Origin of the sequence: Collimonas sp. OK307 (assembly GCF_900113705.1) — a bacterium.
GTDB lineage: Bacteria > Pseudomonadota > Gammaproteobacteria > Burkholderiales > Burkholderiaceae_D > Collimonas.
Map to the genome: position 1 here is coordinate 145,329 of NZ_FOQI01000008.1, position 19,730 is coordinate 165,058.

Annotated in this window: 22 protein-coding genes; 9 read left to right on the forward strand and 13 right to left on the reverse strand. The window is 56.6% G+C overall.

All coding sequences use genetic code 11. The features are described 5' to 3' along the window. Positions 1-2 precede the first annotated feature (2 nt). Positions 3-764 (forward strand): glucose 1-dehydrogenase, encoded by a 762-nt coding sequence (locus tag BM205_RS12530; RefSeq protein WP_092414916.1) that lies wholly within the window; start codon positions 3-5, stop codon positions 762-764. Positions 765-1,060: 296 nt separating this feature from the next. Here BM205_RS12530 and BM205_RS12535 read toward each other — a convergent pair whose 3' ends face one another. Further along, positions 1,061-2,269, reverse strand: coding sequence for an MFS transporter (locus tag BM205_RS12535; RefSeq protein ID WP_092414918.1), 1,209 nt, complete (start codon positions 2,267-2,269; stop codon positions 1,061-1,063). A gap of 36 nt (positions 2,270-2,305) precedes the next feature. Further along, positions 2,306-2,722, reverse strand: a complete 417-nt coding sequence (locus BM205_RS12540) for a PaaI family thioesterase (protein WP_092414920.1) — start codon at positions 2,720-2,722, stop codon at positions 2,306-2,308. A gap of 255 nt (positions 2,723-2,977) precedes the next feature. On the opposite strand from BM205_RS12540, the gene BM205_RS12545 reads away from it, so the two are divergent. After that, the gene (locus BM205_RS12545; protein ID WP_092414922.1) at positions 2,978-3,352 is read left to right on the forward strand and encodes a VOC family protein; all 375 of its coding nucleotides are present in this window, start codon (positions 2,978-2,980) and stop codon (positions 3,350-3,352) included. An 81-nt stretch (positions 3,353-3,433) separates the two neighbouring features. Here BM205_RS12545 and BM205_RS12550 read toward each other — a convergent pair whose 3' ends face one another. After that, entirely contained in the window at positions 3,434-4,489 is a 1,056-nt protein-coding gene (locus BM205_RS12550; protein WP_092414924.1) for a permease, read from the reverse strand. A 235-nt stretch (positions 4,490-4,724) separates the two neighbouring features. Here BM205_RS12550 and BM205_RS12555 point away from each other — a divergent pair, with 235 nt between their 5' ends. After that, on the forward strand, positions 4,725-5,453 hold the full coding sequence (locus tag BM205_RS12555) for a class I SAM-dependent methyltransferase (protein WP_092414926.1): 729 nt from the start codon (positions 4,725-4,727) through the stop codon (positions 5,451-5,453). Positions 5,454-5,469: 16 nt separating this feature from the next. Here BM205_RS12555 and BM205_RS12560 read toward each other — a convergent pair whose 3' ends face one another. The 7 genes from BM205_RS12560 to BM205_RS12590 all read right to left on the reverse strand — a co-directional run bounded on the left by BM205_RS12560 (position 5,470) and on the right by BM205_RS12590 (position 10,974). Continuing rightward, positions 5,470-5,856 carry a hypothetical protein gene (locus BM205_RS12560; protein WP_092414928.1) on the reverse strand — a complete coding sequence of 129 codons (387 nt, stop codon included), beginning with the start codon at positions 5,854-5,856 and terminating at the stop codon, positions 5,470-5,472. 58 nt (positions 5,857-5,914) lie between these two features. Next, on the reverse strand, positions 5,915-6,298 hold the full coding sequence (locus BM205_RS12565) for a nuclear transport factor 2 family protein (RefSeq protein WP_092414930.1): 384 nt from the start codon (positions 6,296-6,298) through the stop codon (positions 5,915-5,917). A 62-nt stretch (positions 6,299-6,360) separates the two neighbouring features. Beyond that, positions 6,361-7,122 (reverse strand): ABC transporter permease, encoded by a 762-nt coding sequence (locus BM205_RS12570; RefSeq protein ID WP_092414932.1) that lies wholly within the window; start codon positions 7,120-7,122, stop codon positions 6,361-6,363. Continuing rightward, a complete protein-coding gene (locus BM205_RS12575) occupies positions 7,119-8,045 on the reverse strand; it encodes an ABC transporter ATP-binding protein (RefSeq protein WP_092414933.1) in 927 nt (308 codons plus the stop codon). Before BM205_RS12575 ends, BM205_RS12570 begins: the two co-directional genes overlap by 4 nt. 69 nt (positions 8,046-8,114) lie before the next feature. Then, positions 8,115-8,357 (reverse strand): hypothetical protein, encoded by a 243-nt coding sequence (locus BM205_RS12580; protein ID WP_175511249.1) that lies wholly within the window; start codon positions 8,355-8,357, stop codon positions 8,115-8,117. Positions 8,358-8,443: 86 nt separating this feature from the next. Further along, entirely contained in the window at positions 8,444-9,889 is a 1,446-nt protein-coding gene (locus tag BM205_RS12585) for a DHA2 family efflux MFS transporter permease subunit (RefSeq protein ID WP_092414937.1), read from the reverse strand. 167 nt (positions 9,890-10,056) lie between these two features. After that, a complete protein-coding gene (locus BM205_RS12590; protein ID WP_092414939.1) occupies positions 10,057-10,974 on the reverse strand; it encodes a LysR family transcriptional regulator in 918 nt (305 codons plus the stop codon). Between the two features lie 97 nt (positions 10,975-11,071). Here BM205_RS12590 and BM205_RS12595 point away from each other — a divergent pair, with 97 nt between their 5' ends. Continuing rightward, positions 11,072-12,046, forward strand: coding sequence for a zinc-binding dehydrogenase (locus BM205_RS12595; RefSeq protein WP_092414941.1), 975 nt, complete (start codon positions 11,072-11,074; stop codon positions 12,044-12,046). Between the two features lie 60 nt (positions 12,047-12,106). After that, the gene (locus BM205_RS12600; protein WP_092414943.1) at positions 12,107-12,706 is read left to right on the forward strand and encodes a GNAT family N-acetyltransferase; all 600 of its coding nucleotides are present in this window, start codon (positions 12,107-12,109) and stop codon (positions 12,704-12,706) included. A 51-nt stretch (positions 12,707-12,757) separates the two neighbouring features. Here the strand turns inward: BM205_RS12600 and BM205_RS12605 are convergent, their stop codons facing one another. Further along, positions 12,758-13,999, reverse strand: coding sequence for a glutamate carboxypeptidase (locus tag BM205_RS12605; protein ID WP_092414945.1), 1,242 nt, complete (start codon positions 13,997-13,999; stop codon positions 12,758-12,760). Positions 14,000-14,318: 319 nt separating this feature from the next. Between BM205_RS12605 and BM205_RS12610 the strand changes: the two genes are divergently transcribed. From BM205_RS12610 to BM205_RS12620, 3 genes are all read left to right on the forward strand, one after another. Next, a complete protein-coding gene (locus BM205_RS12610) occupies positions 14,319-14,918 on the forward strand; it encodes a LysE family translocator (protein WP_092414947.1) in 600 nt (199 codons plus the stop codon). 271 nt (positions 14,919-15,189) lie between these two features. Further along, on the forward strand, positions 15,190-15,696 hold the full coding sequence (locus BM205_RS12615) for a P-loop nucleotide/nucleoside kinase family protein (protein WP_092414948.1): 507 nt from the start codon (positions 15,190-15,192) through the stop codon (positions 15,694-15,696). 190 nt (positions 15,697-15,886) lie between these two features. Continuing rightward, a complete protein-coding gene (locus BM205_RS12620) occupies positions 15,887-16,450 on the forward strand; it encodes a DUF1439 domain-containing protein (protein ID WP_092414950.1) in 564 nt (187 codons plus the stop codon). Here the strand turns inward: BM205_RS12620 and BM205_RS12625 are convergent. Continuing rightward, a complete protein-coding gene (locus tag BM205_RS12625) occupies positions 16,437-17,276 on the reverse strand; it encodes a GNAT family N-acetyltransferase (protein ID WP_092414952.1) in 840 nt (279 codons plus the stop codon). The two genes, BM205_RS12620 and BM205_RS12625, sit on opposite strands and share 14 nt — an antisense overlap. Positions 17,277-17,319: 43 nt before the next feature. Next, positions 17,320-18,261 (reverse strand): LysR family transcriptional regulator, encoded by a 942-nt coding sequence (locus tag BM205_RS12630; protein WP_092414954.1) that lies wholly within the window; start codon positions 18,259-18,261, stop codon positions 17,320-17,322. 173 nt (positions 18,262-18,434) lie between these two features. On the opposite strand from BM205_RS12630, the gene BM205_RS12635 reads away from it, so the two are divergent. Further along, positions 18,435-19,664, forward strand: a complete 1,230-nt coding sequence (locus BM205_RS12635) for an ABC transporter substrate-binding protein (RefSeq protein ID WP_092414956.1) — start codon at positions 18,435-18,437, stop codon at positions 19,662-19,664. Positions 19,665-19,730: the final 66 nt, after the last annotated feature.

A 19,730-nucleotide genomic window follows, 5' to 3' on the forward strand; every position in this document is an offset into this window, starting at 1 on the left:
AAATGAACAGCAGTGCAAATAAATTAGCAGGAAAAATCGCGGTCATCACAGGCGGTAATAGCGGCATCGGCTTGGCTACAGCCAAGCGCTTTGTAGAAGAAGGTGCGCATGTCGTGATCACTGGGCGAAGACAGAAAGAGTTGGCTGAAGCTGCAGCTTTCATCGGAAAAAACGTGATGACGGTCGAAAGCGACGTCTCGAACCTAAACGATCTCGACCATCTCTATGCCGTTGTGAAAGAAAAATATGGTCACATTGACATTCTTTTTGCGAACGCAGGTGGAGGGACAATCGCGCCGCTTGCAACGGCGACCGAGTCTCATTTCGACAAGATCTTCGATGTCAACGTAAAGGGATTATTCTTTACTGTGCAAAAAGCGCTTCCCCTTTTCAAAGATGGCGGCTCGATCATCCTAACCTCTTCGAACGCAAACGTGCTGGGAGTGCCAGCCTTCACTGCTTACGCTGCTAGCAAGGCAGCCGTGCGCAGCTTTGCGCGCGGCTGGACGATGGAGCTAAAGGATCGCAAGATTCGTGTGAATTCGATGAGTCCTGGCCCAATCGAAACTCAGGCTTTGGAGAAGGCGGGCCTCACCGCTGAACAGGCAGAACAGGCGGCAGCTCAGTTCGCTTCGCAAGTTCCGCTCGGCCGCAGAGGCACGCCCGAGGAAATCGCTAGCGTCGTCGCATTCCTTGCTTCCGATGAAAGTTCATATATCACCGGGGTGGATCTCGCCGTCGACGGAGGTATGGCGCAGGTCTAACATCAAAATATCTTCCCCTCATGACAGCGGCTCAATGGGCGCCTAAGACATAAGTCTGCTGATTCGCTGTCGAGAAGAATTCTATGAATCCAAAAAAAATGGCGGATGATTCCACGAACGTCCGCCATTTGTTATTCACGCATTCATCTAACAAACGTTTTTGAGCGTTAGTCTTGCATTAGCTTCTAATCTTCCTGGTCTTGAAGGAGCGCTTCTGGCCGATTGCAGCCGATCGAAGTCGCAATTTATCGAGCCGATATCCTGGTACTGCTAACTTTGACGTGAATAAGCAGCAATCATCTGCCTACCTCTTTCTGCACCAGCCACGACAATGGCAACGTGAACAGCAGGATCGCCGCCAGGGTTATCAATGCAGCGGGGACTCCTGCGACGTCGCCCAGTCGGCCAAACAATACGGGCGACAGCGCACCACCACCTATGGTGCAGGTATAGAACAGCGCGAAAGCGTGCTCGCGTTTGCCTGCGCCTGCCAATTCCGGAACCACGCCGTACAGTACCGACGAGGTCCCGTTCAAAGCAAGTCCCAGCAGCGGCAGCATCGCCATCATTCCGAACAGCGGTAACCACACCGCTAACAAGATCAACAGCGATGTGGCGGACTCGGTTATCCACACCGTTTTCATCATGCCGATGCGCGCACCCAGGTAGCCGCAAAACAACTTGCCGAACGCGCCGCCAACAAACAATAGCGACAGCGCTAAACCGATACCTGCCGTGCCGGCGCCTTTGCTTTTCAGCAGGAATGGCAGGAAGGTGAGAAATCCCATCCGGACCGCGCTGTCCAGGGTGCCGGTCAGCAGCAGCGCGCGTAGCCCGCCAGCCGAACCGGTTCCGGTTATTACCTTGGCGGCTTTCGCCTTGCTGGACGCCTGTTCGCTCTTTGCCGGAATAAACCACCAAAGCAGACCTGCCGCAGCCACGCCGAGCAGGCCCGTCAGCGTAACGCTGGTCTGCCAGCTCACGGCCACCAGCAACAGGCCCACCAGCCCGGGTATCAGCGTCTTGCCGATGTCGCCGGCGAAGTTGTACTGTGCCAGCGCCTCTTTGACGCCGCCGCCGGCCTCATGCGTGTCGGTGATCAATGAGGACGCCAGCGGGTGCTGGGTACTGGCGCCCAAACCGCCCAGCAACAGGGCAATCAGCAGTACGGTCAAACTTCCGGCCTGACCGGCAATCAGGTAGGCGATGCCGGCCAGCGCCGTCCCTCCCACCAGCATGCGTTCTCGTCCCCAGCGCTTTGCCAGCCGGCTGGCCAGCAGCTGGAAGCCGGCCATCATGCCCGAATAGGATCCGCGTAATAGTCCCACCAGCGCGTAGCTGATGGAAAATTGCGTCTGCCAGATCGGCAGCAGCACGTAGATAAGGTCGGTCAAGCCATCATGTATTGCGTGGGCACTGCAGGCGGCCATCAGGGAACGGCGACGGACGGAGGTGTCGGCGGCGTCCGCATCACTGGAAATCGATACAGCTTTCAGATTGCTCATTGTTCTGAGTGCGGGAAGTTGAGGTGCGGCCAGGTATCAGGCACGGACATTGACGATCGTTGCCTGCATGATGGCAATCACTTTCCAGGCGCTTCCGGAGAAGGCCCGGACCTCTCCCGCGCAAACGGTGAGCAGCTTACCCGACGCTTGTACCGTTCCAATTGCCAGGAATCGTTCACCAATCGCGGGCCGCACGAAGTTGATCTTGAACTCGGCTGTGACGACATCGCTCTCGACCGGCGCCTTGGTCAACGCCGCGTATCCGCACGCACTGTCAACAACACTTGTAATTGCGCCGGCGTGAACATAGCCGTGTTGTTGGGATAGCTGCGTGGAAAATGGCAGTTCTATTTGCACCTCGCCATCTGCGACTGAGACAAGCCGGGCTCCGAGGGTCGCCATAAGGCCTTGCGAATTGAAGCTGGCTGCGATTCGTTCTTGAATGTCACTCATGGGAAAATGGCCTCTTGACGGGATCCTGCATGACGCCTGACGGTTATTAGGCGGATCGAAGATTCATGCCGTCATTATGCATAAGGAATCCCATGTCCGGCAAGTAAGCAGGCTTGGCTGAGTCGGCATGATAACTCCAAGTTCCGGATTGCCGGGGACAAGCGATTGCGATGCACGACATGCTGGAGAAGTCTCGCGCAGACGATTAATATAGGCAAAGCGAACGCGTGTCCGCTTTACCATTCAGGAGAACTCATGTTTGACCACGTCAAATTCGGAGTCAGCGACTATACAGCGAGCAAAGCATTCTTCCTCAAGGCACTCGAGCCGCTCGGCGTAGCTGTTGCCTCGGAGGGGGCGCCGACGTATGGCGTCGAGCTTAGCCCAAAGGGTAAGGCTTCATTATGCCTGTACCAAACCGAGGAGAGGCCGGCGCATCTTCACCTGGCGTTCACGGCCGAGAATCGCCAGCAAGTCGAAGCTTTCTATCGGGCAGCCCTGGAGGCGGGTGGCAAAGACAATGGCGCGCCTGGTCTGCGCCCACGCTACCACGCGAACTACTATGCAGCTTTTGTCATTGGTCCGGACGGGCATAACATCGAAGTGGTTTGCCACGAACCCCAGGCCTGATACTTCCACACGCTCGCCGGGATTCGCGTGAAGTATCTTTTGCGATGATCTGATCCGAGCGCGGTAACTGATTCCCGACGCTTAAAGCAGCAACGCTCCCGCCAGTCCGGTGACTATGCCGACCAGTATCGTCAGCAACGCGACGGTAACCAATACCTTGGTATCGAAGCTCTTGCGCAGCATCAGCAGCGACGGCAGGCTGACGCTTGGCAATGTCATCAGCAATGCCACTGCCGGCGCCGTGCCCAGGCCTAGCGACATCATGGTTTGCACTATAGGAATTTCGGCTGCCGTGGGAATCACGAACAGCGTCCCGGCGATGGCAAGCGGCACCAGCCAGAGCAGGCTGTTGCCCATGGCGCCATCGACATGGGGGAACAGCCAGACCCGGGCCGCTCCCAGCGCCAGTACCGCCAGGATATACACAGGGATAGTGCTCCAGAACAGCTGCCATAAACTGCGCGACCAACGTCCCAGGAAGTTTTTCGAATCAGGGGCGGCGGCTTCGGCAACTGCTTCCTGTGCCGGTTCAGGCGTTTCCTCGGGGCCGGAAACGCGCTGCGCGATCAGTGAGACACCCAATACCAGCACCAGGCCCGCCACCAGGCGCAGGGCGGTAAAGCCCCAGCCCAACACGAAGCCCATGAACACCAGCGTGGCCGGGTTAAGCACCGGATTGGCGATCCAGAAGGCCAGTGCCGCGCCCACCGAGACTTGCTGGCGACGCATCCCCGCGACCACCGGAGCGGCGCAGCAGGAACACATCATGCCAGGCAGGGCGAACAAGCCGCCGCGCAAGACTGAACTGAAGCCGGCACGGCCGAAGAGGCGCAGCAACCAGTCACGCGGGATCAGCACTTGTAGCAGCGAACCCAGAATCACCGCTAGCACCGCGGCTTTCCAGATTGCCAGGAAATATACCTTGGCATAGGTCAGCGCTGCGGCGACAGGCGATCCCTGGTTATCGTTAAGGATGGACGCGCCGATGCTGTGCTTGTCCGCCGCCATGAAAGATTTGAGGTAGTAGGGCGACCATTTGACGTAGTACAGGCCAACCACGGCCACCAGTACGAACAACGCTGGTTTCCACCAGAATGACCAGCCGCGCTCGGGCGATTGGGGGGATAGACTGTACATGGATGGCTCACTCTGCTGGAAATAACCGCGATCATAACCCAGCGTAGCCGGGTGATTTCTTTCTTGATGTTAATTATTGATTTATTTATCAACTTCATTGTCGAGTTGGTTGCTAGTTAACTCTTGAATATGATAACCAATATTGCACAATGAAACGCAGCATTTTACGGGCCGTTGCCGCACCATATGATGTCTGCGAAAATCCGGCATCATTCAGAATGGAGCAACATTAACGATGGCGCAGAATATCTACGACAATCCGGCCTTCTTTGAAGGTTATAGTCAGCTAAGCCGTTCAGTCGAAGGATTGGCCGGTGCTGCAGAGTGGCCGGCGTTGCAGGCGATGCTGCCCAAACCGACCAATCTGCGGGTTGTCGATCTCGGTTGCGGCTACGGTTGGTTTTGTCGCTGGGCAGCGGAGCAGGGGGCGGCCAAGGTGGTTGGCCTCGACGTTTCCGAAAAGATGCTGGAACGGGCCGTGGCATCGACCTCGGATCCTGTTGTCACCTACGCCAGGGCCGACCTGGAACAGCTGGATTTCGCGGAAGCCGGTTTTGATTTGGCCTACAGTTCACTCACCTTGCACTACATCGCCGATTTGTCCGGGCTCTTTGAGAAAATACACCGTGCCCTGGTCCCTGGCGGCAAGCTGGTTTTCTCGATTGAACATCCGATTTATATGGCGTCGATGCATCCGGGATGGATGACCGATGCGCAGGGCCGCAAGATATGGCCAGTCGATAGTTATCAGCTGGAAGGGCCGCGTACAACCAACTGGCTCGCCGACGGCGTGATCAAGCAGCATCGCACGATCGGCACTATTCTCAATTTGTTGATTGGCGCGGGCTTCACCATTACGCACGTCGAGGATTGGGGACCGACCGCTGCCCAGGTTGCCGCACGACCGGAACTGGCGGAAGAAAAAGAGCGGCCGATGCTGCTGCTGGTAGCCGCACAGCGATAAGCAGGATCTGATGGCGCTAGTGGCTTTCCGGCTGGTCGTGCATCTGGCCGCGGGCCACCGAGAAGCAGATGTAGGCTATGACAACCGAAAATATCGCTAGCAAGTACGCCAGCCGCTTGCCGTGCCACAAGCTGCCCAGCCATCGATTGAAGTTGGCGATCAATATTCCCGATGTCCCGCCATACAGTTCCATGTCGCGCAGATAAGCTTTCGAATCGCCTGGCGCAACTTCATAGGCGTGCCCGTCTATGATCTGGTAGCTGCCGGCGCGGTGTTCCTGTTCTGCCGCCGTACGATAGATCAAGCCGGCGGATAATAACCCGACCAGCAAGACCGCCGCGGCGATCACATACAAAGACAGCTGGAAGCTTGAAAATTTGTGGTGCATATCCTGTTGACTCATAGGGGGGCGTTTGCTCTGCGCGGATATTTTTCCTCATCCGCGTCACATTGAGATTCACCTAAGCCGAGGCGTGGGATGGTGTATTCAACCTGGGTTTGCCAACCGCAAACGAAGCTTTCTGGATGCGGCCATTCGCAATTTCGTATACGCAAAGTATTTCGACGCTGCCCACGCCCTCAGGAAAATTGCGGGTCACGACTTCATGGTCAATCACTACATTCTCCATGATCGTACGTGAAATCAGGGCGGCATGCAGATCCGGCTCGGCGAATCGGATCAGGAAGCGGGCTCGTATCTGCTCATGCCCGCTTGCGAGCATTGCGCCATGCAGCTGGTACTGTTCGGCATCTGTTGCGTAAGTCAGCAGCAGGGCATCGATGTCTTTGGCGTTGTAGGCGTCAAGTTGTGCTTGAACTATGGAAAGAGGGCTTGCTGCAGGCATGATTGCTTTCAAATTTGATGGATCGTTTGCTTGAATTTAATACTTGAGCCTAGTACTTGAGCTTAGTACTTGAGCCGATACCCGGTCTTGAAGATCCAGGCCACGATTGCCAGGAAGACGGCCAGGAAAACGATAGTCATCGTCAGGCTGATCGTGATGCTCACATCGGCATTGTCATAGAAGCTCCAGCGGAAGCCGCTGATCAGGTAAACCACCGGATTGAACAGGCTGATGGTGTGCCAGACCGGCGGCAGCATCTTGATGGAGTAGAAACTGCCACCCAGAAAAGTCAGCGGCGTGATGATCAGTAACGGCACCAGCTGAAGTTTTTCGAAGTTATCGGCCCAGATACCGATGATGAAACCGAACAGGCTAAAGGTCACGGCCGTCAGCACCAGGAACAGGATCATCCAGAACGGATGTGCGATATGCAGCGGTACGAACAGTCCCGCCGTGGCCAGGATGATAAGGCCGAGCAGTATTGATTTGGTGGCAGCGGCGCCAACATAACTCAGCACGATCTCCCGATACGACACCGGCGCCGACAGCAGTTCATAAACGGTGCCGGTGAATTTAGGGAAGTAGATGCCAAAAGACGCATTCGAAATGCTTTGCGTAAGCAGCGATAGCATGACCAGTCCGGGGACGATGAATGCGCCGTAGCTGACGCCGTCGATCTGGGCGATGCGCGAACCTATGGCGGCGCCGAAGACGACGAAATAAAGCGAGGTCGAGATCACCGGGGCGACGATGCTTTGCAGCAGGGTGCGTCCGGTGCGCGCCATTTCGAACATGTATATTGCCCGGATTGCGTGGAAATTCATTGCTCGTCCTTGATCAGGTTGACGAAAATATTCTCTAGCGAGCTCTGCGTGGTCTGGATATCCTTGAACTGGATGCCTTCTTCGCTCAGGGCATTCAGCAGCGAAATGATGGTGACGCGTTCACCGTCGTTCTCGTAGGTATAGACCAGCTGGCTGCCGTCGCTGGACAAACTCAGGTTGTAGGCTGCAAGCTCGGGGGGCACATGGTCTAGCGGTTTCTCCAGCTGCAGCGTCAGCAATTTTTTACCGAGCTTGCGCATCAGTTCTTTTTTCTCTTCGATCAAGATGATCTCGCCCTTGTTGATCACCCCGATCCGGTCGGCCATGTCTTCGGCTTCGTCGATGTAGTGAGTGGTCAGGATGATGGTTACGCCGCTGTCCCTTAACGAACGGACCAGCTCCCACATGTCGTGGCGCAAATTGACGTCGACGCCGGCGGTCGGTTCGTCCAGAAACAGGATCTGCGGCTCATGCGACAAGGCCTTGGCGATCAGCACGCGACGCTTCATGCCGCCGGACAGCGTCATGATCTTGTTATCCTTCTTGTCCCACAACGACAAATCCCTGAGCACTTTCTCGATGTGGGCCGGATTGGCCGGCTTGCCGAATAGTCCGCGGCTGAAAGATACGGTGGCCCACACCGTTTCGAAAGCATCGGTAGTCAATTCCTGCGGAACCAGGCCGATCAGCGATCGGGCGGGGCGGAAATCCCTGACGATGTCATGGCCATCCACCCGTACCGATCCCTCGGAGATGTTCAGGATCCCGCAGATGCAGCTGATCAGGGTGGTTTTGCCGGCGCCGTTCGGTCCTAGCAATGCCAGGATTTCGCCACGGCGGATGTCGAGATTGATGTTGTTGAGCGCCCGGTAGCCAGAGGCGTAGGTCTTGGACAGATTTACTATGGAAATGACATTTTGCATGAGCCGTCCGATCAGTATGAATGCAGGTGACGTATGTGCCTAGCCGTGCATTCTAATCCCGAATGCAAATTAATTTTGGCGATGGCAATTCGGGCTATTTTCAAAGGCATCGATCAAGCGGATCATACGCTCCATGCGCGACTGGTCCTGTGGCGTGGTTGCGCGACCCCATAGCAGGTCGAATTCAGCCACCATCGAATCGTATTCAGTCTCGTCGATCAGGTCTGAATCTGCGCCTTTCTTTACTTCTTTCTCAAGGGCTGTTTGAAATCCATTTGTTAACATCGATATGTCCCCCATCTCATAGGCCATAGGTATCTACAAAAGTAACGATGTGCAGTTGCGAGTCGACGACTTGGCGATCTGAGCCCGGTTAGTTCCGTACTCGGTATCGCTGATCAGGCAGGTACGGCGCCCTCCACCATCCTGGTGCGCAAGAGCAGGGCGCCAAGTGCGGCTCCCAGACCGGAAAAACAGGCTCCCACCAGGAAAGCCGCCTGATAACCGCTATTGAGCGCGGCTAGCGACTGCGCGCCGGCAGCCAGCAGTTTCTCGGTATGCAAAGCCGCCAGGCTGGCAAGTACCGCAAGACCTAGCGCACCGCCCATCATGAAAGAGGTGTTGACCACCCCCGAGGCGAGTCCGGATTCGGACGGCGCGACATCGCTCATTGCGGCCAGCAACACCGGATTGAACGCAATCCCCGCGCCCAGGCCAAGCAGGATCATGCCGGGCAATACATCGACGACAAAACCGCCGTCGACCGGCGCGCGGGCAAACAGCAGCAATCCGCACGTCGCCAACAACAAGCCCGTCGCCAACGGCCGCCGGATACCGAAGCGCATCACGAGTTTAGCCGAGATCCCCAGCGAAAAGACCGCCATGATCAGATTGGCCGGCAGGAAGGCGAGGCCGACCTGCAGCGGCGTATAGCCGAGCACCAGCTGCAGATAGAGCGCGGAGAGAAAGAACCAGGCAAACATCGCCGCAGCCCACAACACGCCCACCACATTGGCGACCGCGACATTACGCAACTGGAACAGCCGCAACGGCATCAATGGCGCCCGCACCCGCGTCTCGATCACCAGGAACGCTGCCAGCAATGCAGCGGCGACGGCGAGCTGGCTCAGTGTGCGTGGCGAGGTCCAGCCGGCTTCATTGCCATTCACGATCGCATACACGGCCAGCATCAGCGCAGCGGTAACGGTAATGGCGCCGAATACATCCAGATGCCGGGATTGCGTCTGGCCGTGCACTGCCGGCAGCAATCGCAACGAGAGTGCTATCACGGCGATACCGATCGGCAGGTTGACCAGGAAAATCCAGTGCCAGCTCAGGGCGTCAGTCAGCAACCCGCCCAGCATCGCACCGAGACTGCCGCCGCCGGCGCAGACAAAGCCGTAGACCCCCATTGCCTTGGCGCGCTCGCCCGGCTCGGTGAACAGATCCATGATCAGCGACAACGCCACCGCCGTCACCACGGCGCCGGCCAATCCTTGCACCGCGCGCGCCGCCAGCAAGAAGCCTTGCGTGGTGGAGAGGCCGCAAGCCAGGGACGCCAATGTAAATAGTGCGATACCTGTCAGGAACAGCCGCCGATGCCCGTACAAATCTCCCAGCCGGCCACCTAGTAACAGAAAGCCGCCAAAAGTCAGCATATAGGCGTTCACCACCCAGGCCAGCGAAGTGTCGGAAAAGCGCAGATCGGTCTTGATCGATGGCAGCGCCACATTCACGATGGTAGTGTCGAGCACGATCATCAATACTCCCAGGCACAGCACAATCAGCGCCAGCCCACGCCGGTCGCGATGCATGGTTGTAGTGGAGATGGAATTTTCAGTCATATCAGGTCTTTCCAAAGAAGATGGACTCCACAATAAGAGGTCGTCGAGTCGCAGGATTCAGGGAGTTCTTGATACCTAGTCGAACCGGAATAGCCTGAATCGACATGCCGGCAAAGACTGCACGGCAGAATTGTCGTTTGAGTAATGCTGCTTTGCTTAAATCCGGGTCAAGACAGATGCGCCAGGCTGTCTCCGGACGCAGATTTACGTAACTGGGACCAAAGCCGTTCGGCCACCGGTCCGTGGACCACATCGCGCCGGCGTGCCGCGTAGTGCTGGAGCGTGGCGCCTCGCAAATGCCGGCCTTCCAGCGACAGCAACCGGTTTGCCTTGAGATCGGCATGAACCAGATGGACCGGCAAATGGCCCCAGGCCAAGCCTTGCAAGATGAGCTCGCGTTTCATTAACTGGTCCGCAACGTTGCACGTGCGTGCACCTTCAATCAGGTAATAGCTGGCCCTGGCCTGCGATGGGCGTCGGCTTGTATCCTTGATTACGCACTGCATGTACGGACGCATGTCGTCAGGTGTGAGCGCGTCGTTGATCTGGCCGGCAAAAAATCCCGGGGCGGCGACCGGCACTAATTTTACCGCGAATAGTGGAATTGCTTCGACCTGCGGATCTGGCTTGTCGAGGTGGTGAAAGATCAGGTCGCAATCACCGCCATCGAGGCGTTCCCAGGGCCCGCTGATGGTTTCCACCATCAGGTTCAAACGCGTACCCGTACTCGCCCCGAAAAATCGGCGCAGCATGCCTAGCGTTTCCGGTAACGGACATAAATCGCCCACGACTACGCGTAATTCCGGTTCCTCGCCGGCAGCCAGTTGTGCGGCTTCGCGCTTCAGTTCCTCGAATTGACGTAGGAACAAGAGCGTGCGCGCGTGAAACGCCGCGCCTTCGGCGGTCAGCGTGACCCGGTACCCGCCGCGATCAAGCAAGGTAATACCGAGTTGTTCTTCCAGCGATTTGAGCGCGGCATGCACGGTCGGGTGCGTGCGGTTGAGATGGGTTGCCGCGGCCGAGAAACTGCCATGCGCAGCCAGCGCTGCGAAGCATTGCAGCTGCAATAGCGTCGGCTCTGACATTGTTGATAAATCCTTCTGTCTTTGTAAAAACAAAGTAATTTTTTTAAACAATGATCGATCTTACCATGGTGCATCAATTTATTTTTTGGAGATCGACATGAAAGCAATCATACGCAAACAGTTTGGCGGGCCGGACGTGCTGGAAATGGTCGAGGTAGCGGCGCCGACCGTGCAGCCGGGCGCCGTTATGATCGAGGTGCGCGCATTTGGCCTGAACCGGGCCGAGCTATACATGCGGCGCGGCGAGTGGGGAGAGGTGGCCGCGATCAGCGGCATCGAATGTGTCGGTCGCGTGGTATCCGATGCAACCGGTTGCCTGCTTCCGGGGCAAACAGTGATGGCATTGATGGGTGGCATGGGGCGCACCATTAATGGCAGCTATGCCGACTACACGGTGGTCCCTGCAAGCAACGTCATTCCCGTTAACACCAGCCTGCAGTGGGAGGTACTGGCCGCCTTACCGGAAACCTACTCCACCGCATGGACTTGCTTGCACCGCAATCTTGAACTCAAGGCCGGGCAGCGGCTCGTCGTACGGGGCGGCACCTCCAGCCTGGGGCAGGCCGCCATCGATATTGCAGTACAGCTGGGCGCCGAGGTAATCGCAACCACGCGCAGCGCCGAGCGCGCGCCGCTTTTGCGCAAACTCGGCGCGCATCATGTCGTGATATCAAACGGCGAGTTGTTTGAAGCATTGGCGGCCATCGGCGGCAGGGTCGATGCGGTCCTGGATCTGCTCGGTAACAGCACCGTTGTCGATTCGTTGCACGCAACACGGCGCGGCGGCCGGGTGTGCCTTGCAGGCTTCCTTGGTGGTCTCGCTCCTTTGGTCGATTTCAACCCGCTCAGTCAGTTGCCAAGCGGCGCCCATCTGAGTTTTTTCGGTAGCTTCAATTTTGGTTCCGAGGACTTTCCTTTGTCGGATGTTCCGATGCAGCAGATCGTCAACCTTGTCGAAGGTGGACAGCTTCGCGGGCGGCCATCGCGTATCTTTGCGTTTTCGGAGGCGTCAGATGCTCACCAGTTGATGGAACGCAACGAGGCGCAGGGCAAGTTCGTCGTTCTCTCTTAGGCTATCGGAATGCCACTCAGCGGTTTATGATGAGGATATTAAAACGAAGATCGACACGGAATGAACGACAGCGTCTCGCAAATTGCCCAGCCCACCTTGGTCGGTAAACTAGTTGAGCTCCAACCGCTTCGGCCGGAACATGCGGCGGCGTTGCTAAACGCGGCTGCAGATGGCCAATTGTGGAACATGAAGGTGACTGTCGTCCCGGGACCCGAGGCCATCGAAAAGTACATCGCTACCGCGCTGGAAGGACGCCAGGCTGCCACGGTGATGCCTTTTGTCATGAACAGGCGCGATACCGGGCGGGTTGTCGGCAGCACACGCTTCTGGAAAATCGACCGTGTGAACAGGAAGATGGAAATCGGGCACACCTGGCTGAGCAGTTCTGTCCAGCGGTCAGGTATCAACACTGAAGCGAAGTATCTTCTTCTGGCCTATGCATTCGAGGCCATGCAGGCTGTCCGCGTGCAATTCACTACGGACGAACTTAACGAAAAATCGCGAACGGCTATTCTACGCATCGGTGCAAAACAGGAAGGAATTGTCCGGCACGAACGCATCATGCCGGACGGAAGGAAGCGTAACTCCGTACGCTTCAGTATCATCGATTCCGAATGGCCGGAAGTGAAGGCGATGCTACAGCAGAAGATTGCACGATAAATCGTGTGTTAGCCGTAGCTGCCCTCATCATTGTCGACTATCTATTTCTCTTTATTTTCCTTTAGCCATCGCTTCCATCATGCGCACCGTCAGATACAGGCGCGGCACCACGCTGTCCAGATCGGCCCATTCGTCCGACGAGTGGATGCGGTCGCCGACGATGCCCATGCCGTCCAGCACCACCGGCTTGCCGGTCTTGGGATTGTAGGCGAAGCCGGCATCGGTGCCGTAGCGCATGGAGACCGGCGTGATCGACTTGCCGAGTTCCTTGTAGATGCTATCGGCAGTGGCTGCCAGATGATCGCTGCTGGCGTTCTTGCTGAACGGCGGACGGCGGTTTTCCACCTTGACGCTGACTTCGGTTTCAGGGATCAGCTTTTTCTGGACGATCTTGTCAGCATCGGCCTGCACGCGCTGGATCTCGCTGACGTCGGACATGCGCATGTCGGCGGTGGCGCTGGCTTTTTCAGGAATGATATTGACGCGGTCGCCGGCATTGATCACGGTCCAGTTGACGGTCGTGCCCTTGGCCGCGCTGCCCAGGTCTTTGAGCTGGATTATCTGGTTGGACAATTCGACGGCGGCGTTGCGGCCGGCTTCCGGCGCCGAGCCGGCGTGCGATGCGCGGCCCTTGACGTCGAGGTGGACGTAAGCGATGCCGTTTGTGGCCACCGTCACGACGTCGGCTTCAGGCGGTTCAAACACCAATACGTAGTCTTGGCCGGACGCCAGTTTGGCGATCATGTCGCGCGAACCGAGAGAGCTTTTTTCTTCGTCCGGATTAAACAGCACGGTGAGTGTCTTGTAATCCTTAAAGCCCCGTTCGCGCGCGATATCCAGCGCATAAACGATCAGCAGCGCACCGCCCTTGGCATCGGCTACGCCCGGGCCGAAGGCCTTGTTGCCGACGATCTTGAACGGACGCTTGGCCGCTTCACCGACGCCGAACACAGTGTCGTAGTGGATCATCAACATGATGTTCTTGGTACCTGCACCTTGCAACTTGCCGATCACCATCTTGCCCGCAGCCGGCGGTGCGGCGACGATCTCGACGCTGGCGCCGACTTCCTTCAGGCGCTGGGCCAGCACGGCTTCGACCTGTGCCAGCCCTTTGGCGTCGTCGGTGCCGGAATCGATGTTAACCAGCGTAGCCAGGTCCTTGACCAGGACCTCCTTGCGCTTTTGCGCGGCCTGCAGCAGGGCCTGGTCAGCCTGGGCGGTCTGAGCAAAGGAAACGGCGGAAGTGGTGCAGCACAAGGCGACAACCAGCGATATCAGGTGTTTTTTCTTCATGTGTCTCTCGTGGAATTGATTATTGAAGAGGTGGGCGTAAATCGATGATGGTAACTTAACACTATAGCAGCAAATTGACGGCTGAAATACTGTGCTGAGCGCCGCCGTCGGGGCGCCGCTGACCGGGCCATGACGAGACATTGATACACGTAGCGTAAAATATCGCGAAATTGGACTGGCAAGCCCGAAGCCGACTATGGCGAAAAAACTGTCAGGCTTTCCAATCTGGCAAACAAACCGCGATTGAACGGTGAACCGCACGATTGCCAACCGGCTCTTTCCAAGTTGTTTTGGGAGGAGTTAACTCAATAAAATTTTGATGACATCTGATTTCAACTTTCCTATTTTTGCGCTGAGCACTGCGGTCATCCTCCTGACGCCCGGGCCGACCAACACCTTACTGGCGGCGGCGGGCCTGGAACGAGGGGGCAGAGGCGCATTACCTCTCATTGCATGCGAGCTTTTTGGCTACCTGATTGCGATCTCTGTCTGGGGGGCAGTGCTTGCGCCCTTGCAAAGCAGTTATCCGTGGGTAGCGATCCTCGCACGCGCCGCCAGCAGTCTCTACCTGGTCTACATTGCGGTGACGGTATGGCGAGCGGCATCCATGCTGCCGACACCGAGACAACGGTCGATTGGTCCCAAGGCCTTATTCATGGCAACCCTTCTCAATCCAAAGGCCCTCCTTTTTTCATCCGCGATTTTCCCCAGCGTCGCGTCTGACAATATGCAGGTCTATTTGACAGCGACGGCACTGTTTTCTGCCCTGTTGATACCTATCGGCATCGCTTGGACCATGTTCGGGGCAGCGTTAGCCAACGGGCGCTTGAGGTTTATGGACCGGGTCAAGTTGCAGCGTGCAACTGCATTGCTGCTTTGTGCGTTCTCGGCGTCAGTCGCCTGGGCTACTTTTCATTGAGTTCAATCAGTGGCGTGGACTCAGGAAGCATTCAGGCTAACAGACCTATATCCGGAAGCTGCGGCGAATTCAAGCGGTCGTTGATTGACGAACATGATTAAGTATGCGATCTTAAAGCCTATGAAATTTTTCTATGCACAAGCTTCAGCGATTATTCGCACCATTCAAACAATGGTGGGATAGCGTTTGTTTTGCAGTAGCTAAAACCCGCCCTCGAGGCGGTTTTTTTTCGGCTGCTTCTTGGGATTCCCCAAGTAAACAGGAGGTGTGAATGGGATCGAAGACGCAAGAAACGAAAACCGACGTGCCAACTCTGCACATGATCTGCGGAAAAATCGCGTCTGGAAAATCGACGTTGACCCGCCAACTCGCTGACAAGCCGAAAACATTGCTCATCAGTGAAGATGAATGGTTGAGCCGGCTCTATCCAGGCGACATAAACACAGTGAGCGATTATGTCCGTTGCGCGGCCAGACTTCGCGACATCATGGGTAGTCACATTGAACAACTGCTTCGCACCGGAAATTCAGTCGTCCTGGACTTTCCGGCGAATACACCAGCCATCCGCCAATGGATGCGGGATATCTTTAGCAATGCCGGCGCGGCCCATTGCCTCCATTATCTGAACGTCTCGGATGAAGAGTGCAAAACACGTTTGCGTCGCCGCAATGAAGACGGCTCGCATCGATTCACGACAAGCGAAGCGGAATTCGATACGATCACCCGCTACTTTGTTGCACCGTCTGCCGGTGAGGGTTTTAATGTCGTCGAGGCTTGATGTAGCAACTTGCAACTTGCAGCTTGGCTGCAAGTTGCTGCCTAAACCTGATCCTGACGCGATTCGGCTTGAACCCGATGATATCCATCTATACTACAAGCTTGAGTAATACAACAGCTGTTGGTCTGTGGGCAACTGTAATCGCAGCATGCCGTAAGCCGCAACCTGCAAGCGACAGGAAATAAAGCATATGAAACGACGCAAACTGATGAAGTCCCTATTGGCGATTGGCGCGCTGGTTGTTGCCACTACCGCCTGGGCTGGTTACAACATCTGGTCCAATGAGTATACGTTTTCGCAAAAGCAACTGCAGACCGCTATCGACAGCAAGTTTCCGCAGCGGTTGCGCTATGCGGAAGTATTCAATGTCGGCCTGAGGAATCCGCGCCTGACCCTCAATCCGGCGCAAAACCGCGTGCTCACGCGGGTGAATGTCGACGTGGTCAGTCCGCTGCTGCTGGCTGCGCCGTTGAATGGCACCATTACCTTGAGTAGCGGTTTGCGGTATGACAAAGCGACACGTGCCATCCTGTTGGATAACCCGACCGTCGATAGCATCGATTTCAATGGTGTGCCGGCGCAATACAAGCCGCAGCTGAGCCAGATCGGCGCCGCCGTGGCGGAGCAGGTATTGAAGGATTATCCGATCTATACGTTCACCAGCGACGAGCTGCGTTTAAGCGGGAAGACCTTTGAGCCCGGTGCGATCACGGTGCAGTCTGAGGGCATTGCGGTAGAAATCAACGAGTCTTGATAAAGGTCGATTTGGTGTAAGCCAGGCTAAAGCCGGCGCGTTCAGTGTTGCGCGCGCTGGTGTTGGCCGGTCTGGCGGTGACGCCGGCGAGAGCACAGCTGGCATTGCGGGCCGCGGTCAGCCTGGCCCTCAGGAGGGCCAGTTGAATTCCACGTCCTCGATACGCCGGCAGCGTGCTGGCGATATACAAATGCGCAAGTAATCCCGAAGCTGTTTCGATCAGGCTCATGCCGGCGGTACCGGCTACTTTGCCGTCTATGGTTGCGGCGAACAGAAGCGTATCGCTTCGCTGCAGCGCTATCTGCGCCAGCGTTTCCAGTAAAACGGCAGGACGATTTACCGCTTGCACGGAAAATCCGGCGACTGAGTCGCTGACGAATGTAGCTTCGACAAATGCTCTATCGGTGATTATTTCGATCCCGCTCCCGCCATGTTCCGCAGCGTAGGTATCCGTCGGCGCCAGCTCGCGCACGTAAGTGTTGCTGAAAGCGTTGACGGAATATCCGCGCTCGGCCAGGACTGCAAGCGTGCTGCCGTCGGTGTGAGGGCAGACATCGATGTGCGTCTCCAGTCCCTGCGCGGCATAGATGCTTTCCAGTTGCGCAAGTTCATCGGTGTTCACCGCTACTCCCATCCCCAGCCCTGTGACGTGATTGAGTTTGCGTCCGAACACCGGATCCGTCACCGCAGCGATGCCGCCGCAGATGGCAATGACGCGGGATTTTTCGTATCCGCGTAACTGGCTGCAGGCGGCAACTTGCCGGTTCAAATGTGTCGCTTCAGCTTGTTCAAGTGCTTGGACGAGTTCCGGGCCGGTCAGGATCATGGTGAGTCGGGATGGTGGTTTTGAGAGATTGGTCGCCGTGAAATCAAGCGTTGGTGATTGTATCTGATGTATCCGAGTAGATCATTTGCCGCGACTCTCCCATCAGGAACGCTCGATTAGGCTCAATCACTTCCCGCAGGTAACGCCAGAGTGCGGCAACCCGCGCCACATTGCGGGTTTCGGTGGCGGCTACCAGCCAGAATGCGCGTTGGATATCGACCTGGCCATCCAGCACCGGCACCAGGTCGTCGCTTTGCTGGGCCAGAAAGCAGGGCAGGATCGCCAGTCCCTGGCCACTGCGGGCTGCAGTGTATTGGGCGATCACACTGGTGCTGCGAAAGGCGCGGAATGCCGCCGGTGCGACATTGTCCTTGTAGCGGAGCTCTTCGCTGAATACCAGATCGTCAACATAGCCGATGAACGCATGGTTGTTCAAATCCTGCACCGTCTTGATCGGCGCGTGATTTGCCAGGTAAGACGGCGTGGCGTACAACTTCAGCAAATAGTCGGTCAGTTTGGTGACCACGTAGTTGCCGCTTTGCGGACGTTCGATGGTGACGCCGATGTCGGCTTCGCGCTTGGACAGGTTGACGAAGCGCGGCACCGGCAGCAAATCGACGGTGATGTGCGGATGCCGTGCGCAAAAATGCGCCAGATGCGGCGCCAGCACAAAAGTGCCGAAACCTTCGGTGGCGCCGAGCCGGACTTGTCCCGATAGCAGACGGTTGTGGCCGCTCAATTCTTCCGCTGCGGCATACACCGTGCTCTCGACCCGTTCCGCATATTCGATCAGGCGGTGGCCTTCGGCGGTCAGCGTGTAACCCTGGTTGTTGCGTTCGAACAGCTGGCTGCCGACTTGTTCTTCAAAGCGGCGCATGCGCCGCGAGACGGTCGAGTGGTCGATGCCGAGTTTTTTTGCCGCTTCGACCAGCCCCTGGCTGCGGGTCAACTCCAGGAAAACCCGCAGGTTATCCCAATCTAGCATGGCGTTTGTTGATTTCATTTGTGTGTCCTGGCTGTGCATAAATGCAAAGCTATTGTGGAATATTATCTATTGTTCCAATAATAATGCACATGCAGAATGTCTCTACAGAAAATTTTATAAAAACGATTGTAGGAGTGGCATTGCATGCCCACCCTGCAAAACAGGAGACAACGATGTTGACAAAGCGCCACCAGCTGCTTGCACGATGTTCGGCCGTGATCTTTTCGTTATCGGGTTTGCTAACCGCAGGCCATGCCTTGGCCCAGGATAGCGATGTCTATAAGGTCGGCATCCTGACCGACATGTCGGGGCCGTATTCGGCGATGGGCGGGCCGGGTTCGGTGGTAGCGGCCAAGATGGCAATCGAGGATTGCATGAAGGCCGAATGCAAAGGTATGAAAATCGAACTGCTCACTGCAGACCATCAGAACAAGGCTGACATCGGCGCCTCCAAGGCACGCGAGTGGATCGACCGCGACAAGGTCGACGCCATCGCCGACCTGACCAATTCTTCAGTGGCGCTGGCGGTCCAGCGCTTGGTTCGCGACAAGGGCGGCATCGCCATGTACAGCGGCCCGGCAACTACCGTGCTGACCCATGCGGAATGCGCGCCTGGCGGCTTCCATTGGATGTTTGATACCTACTCGCAAGCAGCCGGGGCCGCTGCCGCGTTGACCAAGATGGGGCAGAAATCCTGGTATTTTGTCACCGTCGATTACGCCTTCGGCCAGTCGCTGGAGAAAGATGCCGGCGATGTCGTCAAGAGCCTGGGCGGCACCGTGGTCGGATCGGTTCGCCATCCTTTGAACGCCAGCGACCTGTCGTCGTTCCTGTTGCAGGCACAGAGTTCGAAGGCGCAAGTAATCGGCCTGGCCAATGGCGGCCAGGATACCGTCAATGCAATCAAGCAAGCACGTTCGTTCGGCATCGGTACCAAGAACCAGCGGTTGGCGGCGTTGCTGGTGTTCTTGTCGGATGTGCATGCGCTCGGCCTGAACGATGCGCAAGGCTTGATTTATACCGACGGTTTCTATTGGGATTACGATAACGATACGCGCGCTTTTTCCAAGCGTTTCGAAGCACTCTATAAAGGCAACAAACCGACCATGGTGCATGCCGGCGTCTATTCCAGCGTCTATCACTATCTGAAAGCGGCGGCCGCTACCAAATCGCACGATTGGAAAGTGGTGACCCAGAAAATGCGTGAAATCCCTATCCATGACGCCGTCATGCGCAACGCCTCTATCCGTCCGGATGGCCGTGTGATCCATGACATGTATCTGTATCAGGTTAAAACGCCGGCCGAATCGAAAGCTCCTTGGGATTACCTGAAGCTGCTATCGACGATTCCGGCGCAGCAGGCTTTCAAACCGATGGATGCTTCCTGTCCTTTGGTTAAGTAAGGCAAACACAGCAGGGTGTTCTATGCTGTAGAAAGAACCAGCAAAAATCAGCAAGAACGCCGATTA